The sequence below is a fragment of the Variovorax sp. 10N412 genome (assembly GCF_056394985.1).
Genome location: NZ_JBFTIO010000009.1, coordinates 70,879 through 86,881, shown reverse-complemented (window position 1 = coordinate 86,881; position 16,003 = coordinate 70,879). Strand labels below are relative to the sequence as shown.

At 66.5% G+C, this 16,003-nt stretch carries 16 protein-coding genes; 3 read left to right on the top strand and 13 right to left on the bottom strand.

Annotated elements, in window-relative coordinates; translation table 11 throughout:
* Positions 1-71 precede the first annotated feature (71 nt).
* From AC1DJH_RS21145 to AC1DJH_RS21090, 12 genes are read right to left on the bottom strand one after another with little or no spacing between them, the layout of a single operon-like run.
* Positions 72-767: a transposase gene (locus tag AC1DJH_RS21145; protein ID WP_478187050.1), complete on the bottom strand. Its 696-nt coding sequence runs from the start codon at positions 765-767 to the stop codon at positions 72-74.
* A gap of 37 nt (positions 768-804) precedes the next feature.
* Positions 805-1,692, bottom strand: a complete 888-nt coding sequence (locus AC1DJH_RS21140) for a class I SAM-dependent methyltransferase (RefSeq protein ID WP_478187049.1) — start codon at positions 1,690-1,692, stop codon at positions 805-807.
* Complete coding sequence (locus AC1DJH_RS21135; RefSeq protein ID WP_478187048.1) at positions 1,689-2,264, bottom strand: DUF1415 domain-containing protein; 576 nt, start codon at positions 2,262-2,264, stop codon at positions 1,689-1,691. Before AC1DJH_RS21135 ends, AC1DJH_RS21140 begins: the two co-directional genes overlap by 4 nt.
* The gene (locus AC1DJH_RS21130) at positions 2,261-3,505 is read right to left on the bottom strand and encodes an MFS transporter (RefSeq protein WP_478187122.1); all 1,245 of its coding nucleotides are present in this window, start codon (positions 3,503-3,505) and stop codon (positions 2,261-2,263) included. Before AC1DJH_RS21130 ends, AC1DJH_RS21135 begins: the two co-directional genes overlap by 4 nt.
* A 20-nt stretch (positions 3,506-3,525) precedes the next feature.
* On the bottom strand, positions 3,526-4,656 hold the full coding sequence (locus tag AC1DJH_RS21125; protein ID WP_478187047.1) for a deoxyguanosinetriphosphate triphosphohydrolase: 1,131 nt from the start codon (positions 4,654-4,656) through the stop codon (positions 3,526-3,528).
* Positions 4,653-5,762 (bottom strand): 3-dehydroquinate synthase, encoded by a 1,110-nt coding sequence (aroB, locus tag AC1DJH_RS21120; protein ID WP_478187046.1) that lies wholly within the window; start codon positions 5,760-5,762, stop codon positions 4,653-4,655. Before aroB ends, AC1DJH_RS21125 begins: the two co-directional genes overlap by 4 nt.
* 34 nt (positions 5,763-5,796) lie before the next feature.
* Complete coding sequence (locus AC1DJH_RS21115) at positions 5,797-6,345, bottom strand: shikimate kinase (protein ID WP_478187045.1); 549 nt, start codon at positions 6,343-6,345, stop codon at positions 5,797-5,799.
* 23 nt (positions 6,346-6,368) lie between these two features.
* On the bottom strand, positions 6,369-8,501 hold the full coding sequence (locus AC1DJH_RS21110; protein ID WP_472117162.1) for a type IV pilus secretin PilQ: 2,133 nt from the start codon (positions 8,499-8,501) through the stop codon (positions 6,369-6,371).
* Entirely contained in the window at positions 8,498-9,037 is a 540-nt protein-coding gene (locus tag AC1DJH_RS21105; protein ID WP_472117165.1) for a pilus assembly protein PilP, read from the bottom strand. Before AC1DJH_RS21105 ends, AC1DJH_RS21110 begins: the two co-directional genes overlap by 4 nt.
* A complete protein-coding gene (locus AC1DJH_RS21100) occupies positions 9,034-9,714 on the bottom strand; it encodes a type IV pilus inner membrane component PilO (RefSeq protein WP_478187044.1) in 681 nt (226 codons plus the stop codon). The genes AC1DJH_RS21105 and AC1DJH_RS21100 overlap by 4 nt, the downstream gene beginning before the upstream one ends.
* A 6-nt stretch (positions 9,715-9,720) precedes the next feature.
* The gene (locus tag AC1DJH_RS21095) at positions 9,721-10,341 is read right to left on the bottom strand and encodes a PilN domain-containing protein (RefSeq protein WP_478187043.1); all 621 of its coding nucleotides are present in this window, start codon (positions 10,339-10,341) and stop codon (positions 9,721-9,723) included.
* Positions 10,338-11,417, bottom strand: coding sequence for a pilus assembly protein PilM (locus AC1DJH_RS21090; protein ID WP_435441402.1), 1,080 nt, complete (start codon positions 11,415-11,417; stop codon positions 10,338-10,340). The genes AC1DJH_RS21095 and AC1DJH_RS21090 overlap by 4 nt, the downstream gene beginning before the upstream one ends.
* A 240-nt stretch (positions 11,418-11,657) precedes the next feature.
* Here AC1DJH_RS21090 and AC1DJH_RS21085 point away from each other — a divergent pair, with 240 nt between their 5' ends.
* The gene (locus AC1DJH_RS21085; protein ID WP_478187042.1) at positions 11,658-14,069 is read left to right on the top strand and encodes a penicillin-binding protein 1A; all 2,412 of its coding nucleotides are present in this window, start codon (positions 11,658-11,660) and stop codon (positions 14,067-14,069) included.
* 10 nt (positions 14,070-14,079) lie between these two features.
* Here AC1DJH_RS21085 and cyaY read toward each other — a convergent pair whose 3' ends face one another.
* Positions 14,080-14,412, bottom strand: coding sequence for an iron donor protein CyaY (gene cyaY, locus AC1DJH_RS21080; protein ID WP_478187041.1), 333 nt, complete (start codon positions 14,410-14,412; stop codon positions 14,080-14,082).
* 36 nt (positions 14,413-14,448) lie between these two features.
* On the opposite strand from cyaY, the gene lptM reads away from it, so the two are divergent.
* Both lptM and lysA read left to right on the top strand, forming a co-directional pair.
* Positions 14,449-14,718, top strand: a complete 270-nt coding sequence (gene lptM / locus AC1DJH_RS21075) for an LPS translocon maturation chaperone LptM (protein WP_472117176.1) — start codon at positions 14,449-14,451, stop codon at positions 14,716-14,718.
* Positions 14,715-16,001: a diaminopimelate decarboxylase gene (lysA, locus tag AC1DJH_RS21070; protein WP_478187040.1), complete on the top strand. Its 1,287-nt coding sequence runs from the start codon at positions 14,715-14,717 to the stop codon at positions 15,999-16,001. Before lptM ends, lysA begins: the two co-directional genes overlap by 4 nt.
* Positions 16,002-16,003 lie beyond the last annotated feature (2 nt).

Sequence of the window (16,003 nt, the reverse complement as noted above, 5' to 3'; positions counted from 1 at the left end):
TTTAAATGGGGACACATCAAAACAAGGAGCGAAAACTCAAGCCCCGGCGCCGGTTTAGGCGCTATTTGGTCTCAGGATCGAGGGCTCGACGGCGGCCGTCCGGCCTTGGCCTTGACCACGCGCCGCTCGGTCGACTTCTGCAGCGTGTCCAGAAAATCCTCGTCGCCCGCCGCCCAGCCGCGCAAGGTGGCCTCGGTCAGGGCCGCCTGCTCGGCGGCCCGCACCCCGCTGCGCACCAACTCGACGTAGGCCGCTTCCCGCGCGAACGGCGTGTTGCCGAGTTCCCAGTACAGCGGATGCGGCGTGAGCAGCCGGTCGTGCCGCAGCCCGGCGTAGTGGCCGTGGCTGGACCACGGGAAGTCGCGCGCATCGGCGGCCATGCCCGCGCGCACCGGGTTGAGGTCGATGTAGGCCATGCAGGTGAGCAGGTAGCGGTCGGTCTGGATCAGCGTCGACCGGTAGCGACCTTCCCACAGCGTGCCGCTGCGGCCGTGGCGGTCATTGAAGTAGCGCACGTAGCTGCGCCCCACCGACTGCATGAGCTGCGGCAGTCCGGTGGTGCTGTCGGGCGTGGCCAGCAGGTGGAAGTGGTTGTCCATCAGCACGTAGGCATGCAGCGCGACGCCGAAGCGCGCGGCGTTCTCCGCCAGCAGGGCGAGCAGCTTCTCGTGGTCGGCGCGGTCCACGAAGATCGGCTGGCGGTTGTTGCCGCGCTGGATCACGTGGTGCGGCATGCCGGCCAGCGTGAGGCGGGGAAGGCGTGCCATGGCGTGGGTGGACCGGCCTGCGGGGCTGCGCCGGCGCTCAGGCCAGGCGAAAGCGCGTGTCGCCCAGCGTGTCGAGCCCGAACTGCGCGAGCAGCTCGCGCAGCCGCGTGGCCGCGCTGGCCTTGCGCTGGCCCGTGTAGCGCGCCAGGATCAGTTCGTTCTTCATGCTGTGCTCCCAGCCCACCAGCTCGGTGACCGTGACGCTGTAGCCATTGGCTTCGAGGTACAGGCAACGCAGCACGTTGGTCAGCTGGCTGCCGATTTCGCGCGTGTGCAGCGGATGGCGCCACAGCTCGGCCAGCGGCGTGCGCGACAAGGCAAGCGCCTTCGTTTCGCGCAAGCAGGCCGCCACTTCGGCCTGGCAGCAGGGCACCAGCACCATGCAGCGGGCCTTCTTCGCGAGGCCGAAGGCAATGGCGTCGTCGGTCGCGGTGTCGCAGGCGTGCAGCGCGGTGACCACGTCGATCTGCCCCGGCAGCTCGCCCGCCTGGGCCGACTCGGCCACCGTGAGGTTGAGGAAGGACATGCGCTCGAAGCCCAGGCGCTGCGCCAATGCGCGCGAGCGCTCGACCAGCTCGCTGCGCGTCTCGATGCCGTAGACATGCCCCCCGCCCTGCCGCGCGCGGAAGAACAGGTCGTAGATGATGAAACCCAGGTACGACTTGCCCGCGCCGTGGTCGGCCAGCGTGGCGCCCGCGCCCTCTTGCGGCAGTTCGCGCAGCAACTGCTCGATGAACTGGAACAGGTGGTAGACCTGCTTGAGCTTGCGCCGCGAGTCCTGGTTGAGCCGGCCCTCGCGGGTGAGGATGTGCAGCTCCTTGAGCAGTTCGACGGACTGGCCCGGCTTGAGCACTTCGGCCAGTTCCGCGTCGGCCTTGGCGGCCTTGTTCGTCCGGGGTGCTTGCGCTGCGAGTTTGGTGTTCATGCCTTGGCACTCCCGGGGCCGACGTCCAGCGCGGCCCAGCCTTGCGGGCCCAGCGCCTGCAGGGTGTCGATGTTGCGTTCGAAGATCGCTTCCGCGTCGGGGAAGGCTTCGACCGCGCGGTCCACGCTGTCTTCGCGCAGCAGGTGCAGCGTGGGGTACGGCGCGCGGTTGGTGGCGTTGCCGATGTCGTCGGCTTCGGTGCCGGCGAACTGGAACTGCGGATGAAAGCTCGCCAGCTGGAACACGCCGTCGTAGCCGGCACGCGCCAGCTGGCGTTCGGCACGCGCCGTGAAATCGTTGAAGTCCAGGAAGTCGGCCAAGGTGTTCGGTGCTATCAAAAGGGTGGTGTCGCGCTGGGCGGCGTCGAGTGCCGCGAGGTCTTGGGCTTGGGACAGGAGCGCGTCCATCAGGTCGGCCTGTTCGGCGCTCTCGCACACGGCGTAGTGGATCTGCCCCTTCACGTGAACGGCTTTCGCGAACGGGCACAGGTTCAGGCCGATCACCGCGCGCTCTAGCCAGCGCCGCATGTCGGCTTCGGCCTGAAGGGCGTCGATTGTCGCCGGGCCGCTCATGCCATCTCCGCCGCAGGGCGAATCCGTCCCAGGCGCCGCGCGAGCGCCATGCCGGCCAGCGAGCAGGCCAGCGTGGCCGTCCACGTCCAGTGCCAGCCGCCGGCGCGGTGCGCCACCCACGCCACCGCCGGCGGCGCCAGGAACTGGCCGAGCGAGGAGGCCTGCTGCATGAGGCCGATCGTCGTCGAGACGGTGGAAGGCCCCGGCGCCAGCCGCACCCCGAGAAAGAACAGCGTGGCCGGCACCATCCCGCCGCCCAGCGAGAACGCGCAGACGGCGATGTAGCGCAGCACCGGCGGCAGGCTCAGGGCGTCGGTGCCCTGCCCCAGTTGCGCGAAGGCCGCCACGCCGCCCAGCGCCATCGTCAGGAAACCGAGCTGCAGCAGCCGCTGCGGTGCCACGCCGCGCTGCAGCCAGCGGCCGCCGGCGATGTTGCCGACGATGTTCATGGCGGCGGCCAGCGCGGTCAGCACCGCGTTCCAGGCGGCGGGCACGCCGGCGCCTGCGTAGATGGCGGGCAGGAAGCCGATCACCGCCATCCACTGGGCCGAGTACACGGCAAAGGTCAGGCCGACCAGCCAGGGCGCGCGGGCGCCGACCGTGGCGCGCAGGCGCGACGGCCAGCCGATCGACGCGTTGCCCGGAGCCGCCGGCCTCAGCCGGTCGGCCGGCACCGCCAGCCACACCCACAGCGCGGCCAACGCCGAGACCAGCGACAGCGCCCACCACCAGTCGGCCCAGCCGCCCCACGCGATCAGGGCCGGCCCGAGCAGCAGCGCGAGCGCCACGCCCAGCGGCATGTAGGCGCCCCACAGGCCCAGCGCGGCCTTGTCGGCCCCCGGCGGCGTGAGCGCGCGGATGAGTCCGGGCCCCGGCATCACGGCCAGCAGAAAACCGATGCCCTCGACCGCCCGCAGCGCCAGCAACCACGCCACGGCGTGCGTGCCGCCCAGCGCGCCGACGCCGACCCCGCCGCCCAGCAGGCTGGCCACCGTCAGCACGCCCAGCCCGGTGAGCATGCTGCGGCGCAGGCCGATGGTGTCGGCCGCCAGGCCTGCGGCCAAGCCGAGCGTCATGCTCGCCACCTGCACGAGCGACAGCAGGAATCCGGCCTCCACCAGGCCGATGCCCAGCGACGCCTGCAGCGCGGGCACGGCCGGCGGCAGCTTGCCCAGGTGCAAAGCGCCGCTGACGCCGCCCAGGAGCACGGCAAAGGCGGCGGCCGGCACGCGCGGCCGCATGGACGCAGGCGCGGCAGGGCTCACGCGATGCCCCGGCGGCCCGTGAGCCGTTCGTGCTCGCGCATGGCGAACCGGTCGGTCATGCCCGCGATGTAGTCGGCCACCGCGCGGTGCCGGTCGTCGCGTTCGGCGTAGCCTTCGGGCATTTCGGCGCTGCGCGCGAGGTAGGCGTCGAACAGCTCGCGCACCACGGCCTGCGCCTGGTCGGTGGTCTGCGTGACCTGGGGATGGCGGTAGAGGTTGCGAAAGAGAAAGCGCTTCAGGTCTTCCGATTCCGCCTGCATGGCATCGGTGAATGCAACGATGGGTGCTGCCTGGCGCACCGCATCGGCATCGGCCGGTCCGAGCGCCTCGAGCGCAGCGCGGGTTGCGTCGATCACGTCGTAGACCTGCGCGCTCAGCATGCGACGGATGGTCTCGTAGAGCACGCGGCGGCCCTTCAATTGCGGGTGCTCGGCGAGCGCCTCGCGGCGGTAGCGCTCGAACAGCGCCACGTCGGACAGCTGCTCGACGCTGATGAGGCCCGAGCGCACGCCATCGTCGATGTCGTGGGCGTTGTAGGCGATGGCATCGGCCAGGTTGCACAGCTGGGCTTCGAGGCCCGGCTGCGTGCGGTCCAGAAAGCGCCGGGCCACGCCGTGAGGCTCCGCGGCTTCGAGCTTCTCGGCGTTCGCGCGCGAGCAATGCTTGAGGATGCCCTCGCGGGTCTCGAAGCTGAGGTTCAGCCCGTCGTACTGCGGGTAGCGGTGCTCCAGCGCATCGACCACGCGCAGGCTCTGCAGGTTGTGCTCGAAGCCGCCGTGACCGGCCATGCAGGCATTGAGCGCATCCTGCCCCGCGTGTCCGAACGGCGTGTGGCCCAGGTCGTGCGCCAGCGCGATCGCCTCGACCAGGTCTTCGTTGATGTGCAGGGCGCGCGCAATGGAACGGCCCAGTTGGGCGACTTCCAGCGAATGCGTGAGCCGGGTGCGAAACAGGTCGCCTTCGTGGTTCAGGAAGACCTGCGTCTTGTAGACCAGCCGGCGGAAGGCCGTCGAATGCACGATGCGGTCGCGGTCGCGCTGGAACACATCGCGCGTGGGCGCGGGCGGCTCGGCATGCCGACGGCCGCGCGACTGCGCGGGGTGGCAGGCATAGGCCGCGAGACTCATCCCTCGCAGCACTGCGCGAGCACTTCGCGCACCAGCGCATCCGGCGCGCTGCGGACCACGGCGGAGCCGGGCCTGTCGATCACCACGAAGCGGATTTCGCCGGCTTCGGACTTCTTGTCGACGCGCATCAGCTGCAGGTAGCGCTCGGCCCCCAGCGCCGGGCCGACGGTCGGCAGGCCGGCACGCTGGATCAGGCGCGTGAGCCGCTCGACGAAGGCCGCGTCCACGCCGCCGAGGCGCTGCGACAGGTGCGCTGCCATGACCATGCCGCAGCCGACGCCCTCGCCGTGAAGCCATTCGCCGTAGCCCAGGCCCGACTCGATCGCATGGCCGAAGGTGTGGCCGAAATTGAGAATGGCGCGCAGGCCGGTCTCGCGCTCGTCCTGTCCGACCACCAACGCCTTGATCTCGCAGCTGCGCTTGACGGCGTAGGCCAGCGCGGCGGGGTCGCGCGCCACCAGCGCGTCGATGTTCGCCTCGATCCAGTCGAAGAAGGCCATGTCGTGGATCGGGCCGTACTTGATGACCTCGGCGAGGCCGGCGCTCAGTTCGCGCGGCGGCAGGGTCTGCAGCGTGCCCAGGTCGCATACCACGAGCTGCGGCTGGTAGAACGCGCCGATCATGTTCTTGCCCAGCGGGTGATTGATGGCCGTCTTGCCGCCCACCGAAGAGTCGACCTGCGCCAGCAGCGTGGTTGGCACCTGGATGAACGGCACGCCGCGCATGTAGCTGGCAGCGGCGAAGCCGGTCATGTCGCCCACCACGCCACCGCCGAGCGCGAACATCACCGTCTTGCGGTCGCTGCCGTGGCCCAGCAGGGCGTCGAAGATCAGGTTCAGCGTCTGCAGGTTCTTGTGAACTTCGCCGTCGGGCAGCTCGAGCAGGTGAACCGTGCGGAAACGCCCCGCGAGGGCGGCTTGCAGTGCCTTCGCGTAGAGCGGCGCCACCGTGGTGTTGCTGACGATCAGGGCGGAAGCGGCTGCAGGCGCGACGGCGAAGCTCTCGGGGTCGTCCAGCAGACCGGCACCGATCAGGATGGGATAGCGGCGGTCGCCGAGCTGGATGTCGACGCGTTCTGGCGGGGCGGAAAGTACGGACAGGGACATGGCAGCGAGTTTAGGCGCTGCGGCCAGGGCCGGCTCAGGCGGCGGGCTCTTCGGGATGGGCTCCGGGCTCGACGATGCCGGCCAGTTCGAGCTGCATGACGATGATGTTCACCAGCATGGCGATGGACGGACGGCCTGTGTCGACCACGTCGTGCGCGGTTTCCCGGTAGAACGGGTCGCGCGCGTCATGCAGCTCCCGCAGGCGGCCCAGCGGATCGGCCACCTGCAGCAAGGGACGCTTGACGTCGTGACGCAGGCGCCGGAACAGGTCTTCGGGGGAGGAGCGCAGGTAGATCACGTGAAAGTGATTGCGCAGCTGGTTGCGGTTGGCATCGCGCAGCACCGCCCCGCCGCCGGTGGCCAGCACGCCCTGGGCGTTGGCCGCCAGGTCGGCGATGACGTCTTGCTCAAGGTCGCGGAAGGCAACCTCGCCTTCACGATCGAAAAAATCACGGATCGAACAGCCGATGCGCTGCTCGATCACGTGATCGGTGTCGATGAAAGGAAGGTCCAGCCGCATCCCCAGGCGCCGGCCCACTGCAGATTTTCCGGCGCCGGGCAACCCGACGAGTGCGACCGCCACGCGGTAGCTGCTACGCCCGCGCGTCAGCGCGCGGCGTTGCGGTCGGTAATCATCTTCGGAGTGATAAAGACGAGCATTTCGGTCTTGTTTGCAACGCGTTCGCGCTTGCGGAACAGTGCCCCCAGGTAGGGCACTTCACCCAGCACCGGCACGCGCGATTCGTCATTGGTTTCGGTGAGTTCGAAGATACCACCGATGACGACCGTGCCGCCGTTCTCGACCAGCACCTCGGTTTGCACGTGCTTGGTGTTGATGGCGGGACCTGCCGACGTGTTCACGCCGCGTGCGTCCTTGCTCACGTCCAGCGTCAGGATGATGTTGCCTTCAGGCGTGATCTGCGGCGTCACTTCGAGCTTCAGCACCGCCTTGCGGAACGAGATGGAGGTCGCACCGCTGGACGTCGCCTGCTGGTAGGGAATTTCCTCGCCCTGCTCGATCAGCGCCTTGGTCTGGTCGGCGGTGATTACGCGGGGGCTGGAGACCAGCTTGCCCTTGCCATCGGCCTCGAGCGCCGAGATTTCGAGGTTCAGCATGCGCGAGAAGCTCGAATTGAAGAGCGAGATCGCGAAGGCGCCTGCCGAGTTGCCTGTACCGCCTGCATCGCCCGCTGGCAAGTTGATGAAGTTGGAATTGGTGAACGCGGTGCCCGTGGTACCTGTACTGGGTACTCCACCGACGGTGGCGAAGGCACGGTTGCCCGCCGACGACGCAAAGCGCTCGCCGGAGATGCCGCCACCGAGTCTCACGCCCAGCGACTTGCCGAAGGTGTCTGACGCCTCGACGATGCGCGCCTCGATCAACACCTGGCGAACCGGGATGTCGAGCTTCTGGATCAAGTCGGAAACCTGAGCAAGACGCGACGGAATGTCGGACACGAACAGCTGGTTCGTACGCGATTCGGCGATCACGCTGCCACGAGGGCTCAGGATGCGGCTCGTGTTGCCACCACCGCCACCGCCACCGCCACCCGCCGAGGCGCCCGAGCCGGTCAAGCCTTGCGCGATCACCAGGGCCTTGGTGTAGTTCAGCTGGAACGACTGCGTGCGCAGCGGCTCCAGATTCTCGATGGCTGCCTTGGCCTCGAACTCGAGCTTTTCCTTGGCGTTGAGTTCGTCCTTCGGTGCGATCCACAGCACGCTGCCGTTCTTGCGCATGCCCAGGTTCTTGGCCTGCATGATGATGTCGAGCGCCTGGTCCCACGGCACATCCTTCAACCGCAGCGTCAGCGCGCCGGTGACCGAGTCCGACGTCACGATGTTGAAGTTCGTGAAGTCGGCGATCACCTGCAGCAGCGAGCGGATCTCGATGTTCTGGAAGTTGAGCGACAGCTTCTCGCCGTTGTAGCCCACGCCTTGCGTCAGCTTCGTCGGGTCGACCTTGCGAGCCCGCATCTCGACCACGAACTGGTTCTCGCTCTGGTACGCGCTGTGCTCCCACTCGCCCTTGCCCTCGATCGTCATGCGGACGCGGTCGCCCGATTGTTGCGAGGTGATCAGCTGGACCGGGGTGCCGAAATCGGACACATCGAGACGGCGACGCAGGCCTTCAGGCAGCGTCGACTTGGTGAATTCCACGACGAGGTTCTTGCCTTGCTGCTTCACATCGACGCCGACTTGGTTGTTCGCAAGATCGACGATCACGCGGCCGGTGCTGTCCTTGCCAAGGCGAAAGTCCACATCGCGCAACGGCAAAGTGTCGCGGTTGCGATTTTCTGCGAACGTGGTCGCATTGGATGCGGCCAGCGCGGTGCCCGCCGCCGGTTCGAGAATGACCAGCAGCGACTTGCCCTGGATCTCGGTCTTGTAGGCCGTGGCTTGCTTCAGGTTCAACACCACGCGGCTGCGGTCGCCCGCCTGAACCACATTCACCGAACGCAGGTTGCCTTGGTTCACTTCGATGGCGGAGCGGCCGATCGCATTCGTGACACCGGGGAAATCAAGTGCGATACGCGCAGGCGTCTGGACGGCAAACCCCGCGGGCGCGGCCGCAAGCGGCTGTGCGAGATCGATGCGGATCACTTCCGCACCCGATTGGGTCGAACTGGTCACTGCCTCGATGGCGTTTTGTGCATGGGCCACGGCCAATGCGCCGAAGGCCAGCAGACCCAGGCCGGCAGCGCGCAGCCATCGAGCCATCTTTGATTTTTCTTGGTTCATTTCGCTCTCTCTTGCAGCTGCAGCGTCGCAACGCGTTCGATCCATTCACCGGCGGCGTCCTGTACGATCTCGCGCAAGCCGACTTCGGTCTCATTGATGAGGGTGATACGCCCGTAGTTGAGTCCCAGGTATTCGCCAACGCGCACCTTGTACAGCAGCTTGTCCACACGGATCAGCGCCACAGGCTGCTTGTTGCGATCCATGCTCCCGACCATCGTCATCGAGTCGAGCGGAAAGGCTTCCAATGGCTCCTTGCGGCGCGCCAGTTCGGGCGCGATCAGCTCCGAGGTGCTCGGCTGATTCGAATCGCGGCGCAGCGCCTGAGTGAGCTTCAGGATGTTGAACGGCTCGAAGGACGAGGCCTCGGTGTACACCTGCGGCGTGAATTTCTTGGGCGCCGTGATCGGCGCCACCGAAGGCTTGACCTGCGCACGCTGTTCGGCCATCCAGCGCTGCGTCTCACCCTGGTCTGACTCGCACGCGCTCAGCGCGGCGCCAGCCAGCGCCACGCAGAGAATCTTGGCGGCAACCTTCACTTCTTTTTCTCCTTCGCCACGGCGGCGCGCTTCTGTGCCGCCCGCTCGTCGTCGTCAAGGTAGCGGAAGGTGCGTGCGGTGGTGTCCATCGTCAGCATGTCCTTGTCCTTCTGCGGCGTGACGGTGATGTTGTTCAGCGTCACGATGCGCGACAGGGCCGCCACGTCGGCCACGAAGGCGCCCATGTCGTGATAGCGCCCGGTAACGCGCACGGCGATCGGCAGCTCGGCGTAGTAGTCCTTGACCGACACCTGGCCCGGACGGAACAACTCGAACTGCAGGCTGCGGCCGAGGCCCGCCTGGTTGATGTCCGACAGCAGCGCGTCCATTTCCGCCTTGCTGGGCAGTTGCTTCTCGAGCAGGGTCACGTACTGCTGCACCTGCTCGCGCTGCTTCTTCAGCAGTTCGAGGTTGGCGGCTTGCGCCACCTTCTTCGAGTAGTCGGCCTTGAGCGTGACTTCCTTGGCGCGCTCGCCTTCCAGTTCGTCATTCGAATTGGTCAGCCAGACAAACCACAGGGCGACCAGCACCAGTGCCGTCACAGCCACGCACAGCGCGTAGCGGGGCACCGTTGGCCACATCGACGGATCGTTCGGATTGAGTCCGCGGAACTGGTCGCCGAAACGGCGCAGCGCCGCGGCGACATCTACTTTCTGGGAGGGGCGATTGCTTGCCATGATCGATTACCCCTTGGACTGCGCGGCTGCAGCCAATGCTTTGTCGGCAGCAGCCTTCTGCGCGTCGGTGGGTCGCTTCAGACCGATGCGCATGGTGAAGTTGGCCACGCGACGCTGGTCGCGCTGGGTCAGGTTGACGTTGGCCGAGGTGATTTCGACCAACTCCGGCTTCACCAGCCAGGGACTGTTGTTGCCCAGGTTGCGCAGCAGTTCCGAGACCCGCTCGTTCGACTGCGCCATGCCTTGCAGCGTGATGGTCTGGTTGTCCTGCTTCATGCTCGTCAGGTAGACGCCGTCGGGCAATTGCCGCACCAGTTCATTGAGCAGGTGAACCGGCAGGTTGCGGTCACCTTGCAGGTCTTCGACCGCCAGTTGGCGCGCGCGCAGGGCTGCGATTTCTTCCTGCAGCGTCGAAATTTCCTTGATCTCGACCTCGAGCTTCTTGATTTCGGCCTGGAGAAAGCTGTTCTTCGATTGCTGCCCGGAGATTTGCGCCTCGAACCAAAGGTAACCCAGCCCGGCGATCAGCAGGCCGAGCACGGCCGAGGCGCCCAGAGTGCCGTAGAACGCCTCGCGGCGCTTCTTGCGCGCGGCTTCGCGGTGCGGAAGCAGGTTGATGAGGATCACTGCAGGAACCTCCGCATGGCCAGACCGCAGGAGGTCAGATAGGAAGGCGCCTCGCGCCGGACCTTCTTTTCGCGAATGTTCGAACTGAAGTCCATGCCGTCGAAGGGATTGAGCAGCGAGCAGGCGAACGAGGTCTGCCGGGTCACGGCATTGGTCAAGCCCGGCAACGATGCCGAGCCGCCTGCGAGCAACACGTAGTCCACGCGGTTGTGCGGCGTGCTGGTGAAGAAGAACTGGAGCGCACGCGCGATTTCCTGCGCAATGCTTTCCACGAAGGGCTTGAGCACGCCGGAACCGTAGTCGTCCGGCAGGTCGCCGCTGCGCTTCTTGGCCTCGGCCTCTTCGGCGGAAAAACCGTACTGGCGCACGATGAGCTGCGTCAGTTGCGCGCCACCGAAGGCCTGGTCGCGGTCGTACAGCACTTCCTGGTTGCGCAGCACCTGCATGCTGGTGGTGAAAGCACCCACTTCGAACAGCGCCACGATGGCGTCGGTCCCCTTGCCGGGCAGTTGTTCGATCAGTCGGGCCGTCGCCAGGCGCGATGCATAGGACTCGACGTCGAGGATCATCGCCTTCAAGCCGGCAGCTTCCGCCAAGCCTTCACGGTCCTGGACCTTTTCCTTGCGGGAAGCGGCTATCAACACCTCCACATCGCCGGGCGAACTGCTGCTCGGGCCCGTGACGCAGAAGTCGAGGCTGACTTCGTCCAGCGAGAAAGGGATGTACTGGTTGGCCTCGGACTCGACCTGAATCTCGAGTTCCTGTTCGCTCATGCCGCCTGGAAGAATGATCTTCTTGGTGATCACCGCCGAGGGCGGCAGCGCGAGCGCGACATTGCGGGTGCGCGTACCGCTTTTGCGAACCACACGGCGGACAGCTTCCGCAACTTCGTCGAACTTCTCGACGTTGCCGTCCGTGATCCAGCCACGCTCCAGGGGTTCGATGGCACAGCGTTCCAGAACCAGCTTGCCGCTGGCCTCACGGCCGAGCTCTACCAGCTTGACACTGGACGAACTGACATCCAGCCCAAGCAAGGGAGCATTCTGACGACGAAACAATGATCCAAGAGCAGCCAAGGTAGGTCCCTCTATCCCCTGTATTTGTAACCAATAGAAAAACTTGCGTTCGGTTGCATGCTAGCAGCAGGCGTAGCACCTACCAAGCAACGCCGCGGAGCAAAACCAATAATCGTTGTCAAAACCTGACGGCAAATGCGCATTTTGTAACTTTTGAATTAGGCCGATGCAAGGTCGGCAAAGAACAGATGGTGGGAAGGAGGCGGCTTTTTATAATGTTCGGTGACTCTCCGGCCCCTCATGCAAGAAACATCCAGCCCCAAAGGGCCAGCCAAGACCCCTCCCCCTCGACGCCCGACCTGGCTGAAATGGCTTTTGCGCCTTTTCTTTTGGGGATTCGGCATTGCTGCAGCCGGCTTGCTGTCGGTGCTGTGCGTGGTGGCGGTGGCCCTGGCGGTCGCGTATCCAAATCTGCCGGACATCTCCGAGCTCTCCGACTACCGGCCCAAGCTGCCGTTGCGGGTGTTCTCGTCCGAGGGCGTTCTGATCGGCGAGTTCGGCGAGGAGCGCCGCAACCTCACGCCGATCTCGGCGATTCCCAAGGTGGTCAAGGACGCAGTGCTCGCGGCGGAAGACTCGCGCTTCTACGACCACGGCGGCGTGGACTACAAGGGCATGGTCCGCGCGGGCCTGGCGAACCTGAACCGCGTGAAGAGCCAGGGCGCCTCGACCATCACGATGCAGGTGGCGCGCAACGTCTACCTCAGTTCTGAAAAGACGCTGACCCGCAAGATCTACGAAGTGCTGCTGACCTTCAAGCTGGAGCACCTGCTCAGCAAGGACCAGATCTTCGAGATCTACCTGAACCAGATCTACCTGGGCAACCGGGCCTACGGTTTTGCCGCCGCCTCGGAGGCCTATTTCGGCAAGCCGCTGCAGGAACTCACGATCGCGCAGGCCGCGATGCTCGCGGGGCTGCCGAAGGCGCCCGGCGCGAACAACCCGGTGAACAACCCCCAGCGCGCGCGCGGTCGCCAGTTCTATGTGATCGACCGCATGCAGGAAGCCGGATTCATCACTGCCGAGCAGGCAGGCGAAGCGAAGAAGGAGGAACTGCACCTGCGCGACGCCGCCGACCCGAACCGGCTGCACGCCGAGTACGTGGCCGAAACCGTGCGTCAACTCATGTACACGCAGTACGGCGACAGCACCTACACGCGCGGCCTGAAGGTCTACACCTCGCTGGTGGCGGCCGACCAGGCTGCAGCCTACAAGGCACTGCGCAAGGGCATCATGGACTACGAGCGCCGCCAGATCTATCGCGGCCCCGAGAAGTTCGTCGACCTGCCCGCCGACGCCAAGGAAGTCGACGAAGCGGTGGACGATGCGTTGAGCGACCACCCGGACAACGGTGACGTGATGGCTGCCGTGGTGCTCAAGGCCACGGCCAAGCAGATCGACGCCGTGCGCGCCAACGGCGACGCGGTGCAGATCACGGGCGAAGGCCTCAAGCCCGCGCAGTCCGGCCTGTCCGACAAGGCCCCGCCCAACATCAAGATCCGTCGCGGCGCGGTGATCCGCGTGGTCAAGACGCCGAAGAACACCTGGGAAATCACGCAGTTGCCCGAGGTCGAGGGCGCATTCGTCGCGATGGACCCGCGCGACGGCGCCATCAAGGCGCTGGTTGGCGGCTTCGACTTCGGCAAGAACAAGTTCAACCACGTGACGCAGGCCTGGCGCCAGCCGGGGTCGAGTTTCAAGCCCTTCATCTACTCCGCGGCGCTCGAAAAGGGCTTCACGCCCGCCACCGTCATCAACGACGGCCCGCTCTTCTTCGATGCCGCCACCACCGGCGGCCAGCCCTGGGAACCGAAGAACTACGGCGGCGGCTACGACGGCCCGATGTCGATGCGCACCGCGCTGATGAAGTCGAAGAACCTCGTGTCGATCCGCATCCTGCAGTCCATCGGCACGCGCTATGCGCAGGACTGGATCACCAACTTCGGCTTCGACAAGGACAAGCACCCGGCTTACCTGCCGATGGCGCTCGGTGCGGGCGCGGTCACGCCGATGCAGATGGCCGTGGGCTACTCGGTGTTCGCCAACGGCGGCTACCGCGTCAATCCGTACCTCGTGACCCGCATCACCGACCACAAGGACAAGCTGCTGGTCGACAAGCAGCCGACGCTGCTCAACGAGGCGGCGCGTGCCATTCCGCAGCGCAACGCCTTCATCATGGACACGCTGCTGAACTCCGTGGCCCGTGCCGGTACCGCCGCCAAGGCGCAGGCCATGCTCAAGCGCCCCGACCTGTACGGCAAGACCGGCACCACCAACGACTCGCTCGATGCGTGGTTCGCCGGCTTCCAGCCGACCATGACGGCCATCTCGTGGATCGGCTACGACACGCCGCGCAACCTGGGCGACCGCGAAACCGGCGGCGGCCTGAGCCTGCCGATCTGGATCAACTACATGGAAACCGCCATCAAGGGAGTGCCTGTGACCGAGCTGTCGGCCAACCCGCCTTCAGGCATCGTGAGCGTCGGCGGCGAGTGGTACTACGACGACTACGCACCGGGCCGCGGCGTGGCCAGCCTGGGCGTCGAATCCTCTGCCCCTGTGGCGCCGGTAGAGAGCCTCACGGGCGCGCCGGTGAGCCCGCAGCCTCCGCCCGAGGAGCGCAACCGCATCCTCGACCTGTTCAGGAACTGAGGAAGATGAATCAGGCAGCCGCGAACACCAGCGGCTGCCCGGCTTGCAGAGTCGCTTCGCGCGACAGGTTGCCGAAGAACTCCTCGCCGGTCTTGGTGTCGACCCAGGCCCGGCCGTCATGGCGATAGTGGTAGCCGCCCGAACGCGCGGCCAGCCAGATTTCCTGCAGGGGTTTCTGCAGGTTCACGATCAACTGGCTGCCGTTCTGGAATGAAATCGTGATCATCCCGCCGACCCGCTGGTTGTCGAGGTCGACGTCGCTCGCGTCGTTGATGCTGTCGCAACCGCGCTCGATGGCGGCAAGCGCAGCTTCGGCGCGGTCCATGTACTCAATGTCGGTCATTACAATTTCGCTATGTTGAATGTTCGCCAAATTCTAGTGAGCACCCGCCCCCGCGCTGCGCTCATGGTCTGCCTCGTCGCAGCCGCCACCGGACTGGTCGCCTGCGGACAGCGCGGTGCGCTGTACCTGCCGACCGATCCCGCGGCCGCCCAGCGGGCCACCTTGCCGCAGCTCATGACGCCCGAGAGCCTGAGGTCCTCGTCCTCCAGCGAGGCGGCGCCCGCACCGGCTGCAGCCGCGAGTGCACCGGCCGCCGGTGCCAGCGCGCCGGCCGGCAGCAGCAGCAACACGGGGACCCGGAAATGACCGGCACCGTCACGTCTGCCGCCCTCCCTGGCCACCCGCACATCGCCCAGCGCGACGGCGCGCTGCACATCGAGGGTCTCGCGCTCGACGCACTGGCCCGCGAGCACGGCACCCCTCTTTTCGTTTACTCCAAGCAATGGATGCTGGACGCCCTGGCGGCCTACCAGCGCGGCTTCGAAGGCCGGGATGCCCTGATCTGCTACGCGATGAAGGCCAACTCGTCGCTCGGCGTGCTGCGCGTGTTCGCGCAGGCCGGCTGCGGCTTCGACATCGTCTCGGGCGGCGAACTGTCGCGCGTGCTGGCCGTGGGCGCCGATCCGAAGAAGATCATCTTCTCCGGCGTCGGCAAGACCCGCGCAGAAATGCGCCAGGCCCTCGCGGCCGGCATCGCCTGCTTCAACGTCGAGAGCGAAGCCGAGCTCGACGTGCTCAACGAAGTGGCGCTGGCTGAAGGCCGCCGCGCGCCCATCAGCATTCGCATCAACCCGAACGTCGATCCGAAGACGCACCCGTACATCTCCACCGGCCTGAAGGGCAACAAGTTCGGCATTGCGCACGACCGCGCGGTCGAGGCGTACCGCCACGCCGCGAGGCTGCCCGGCCTGGAAGTGGTCGGCATCGACTGCCACATCGGCTCGCAGATCACCGAAGCGTCGCCCTACCTCGACACCTGCGACCGGATGCTGGACCTGGTCGAGGCCATCGAAGCGGCCGGTGTGCAGATCCATCACCTGGACTTCGGCGGCGGCCTGGGCATCGACTACAACGGCGAAGTGCCGCCCAAGGCCGATGACCTCTGGCTGCAGCTGCTCGCCAAGCTCGACGCGCGCGGCTTCGGCCAGCGCAAGCTCGTCATCGAGCCCGGCCGCTCGCTGGTCGGCAACGCCGGCGTGTGCGTGACCGAGGTGCTGTACACCAAGCCTGGCGAAGACAAGAACTTCTGCATCGTCGATGCGGCCATGAACGACCTGCCGCGCCCCGCGATGTACCAGGCCTTCCAGCGCATCGTGCCGCTGCGCACGCGCGCCGGCGATGCACCGACCTACGACGTGGTCGGCCCGGTCTGCGAAAGCGGCGACTGGATCGGCCGCGACCGCGCGCTCAACGTGGTGGCGGGCGACATGCTGGCCGTGCTGTCGGCGGGCGCGTACTGCATGAGCATGTCCAGCAACTACAACACGCGCGGCCGTGCCGCCGAGGTGCTGGTGAGCGGCGCCACCGCTACGCTGATCCGCCGTCGCGAGACGATGGAAGACCAGCTGCGCGCGGAAATCGACGGCTGAGC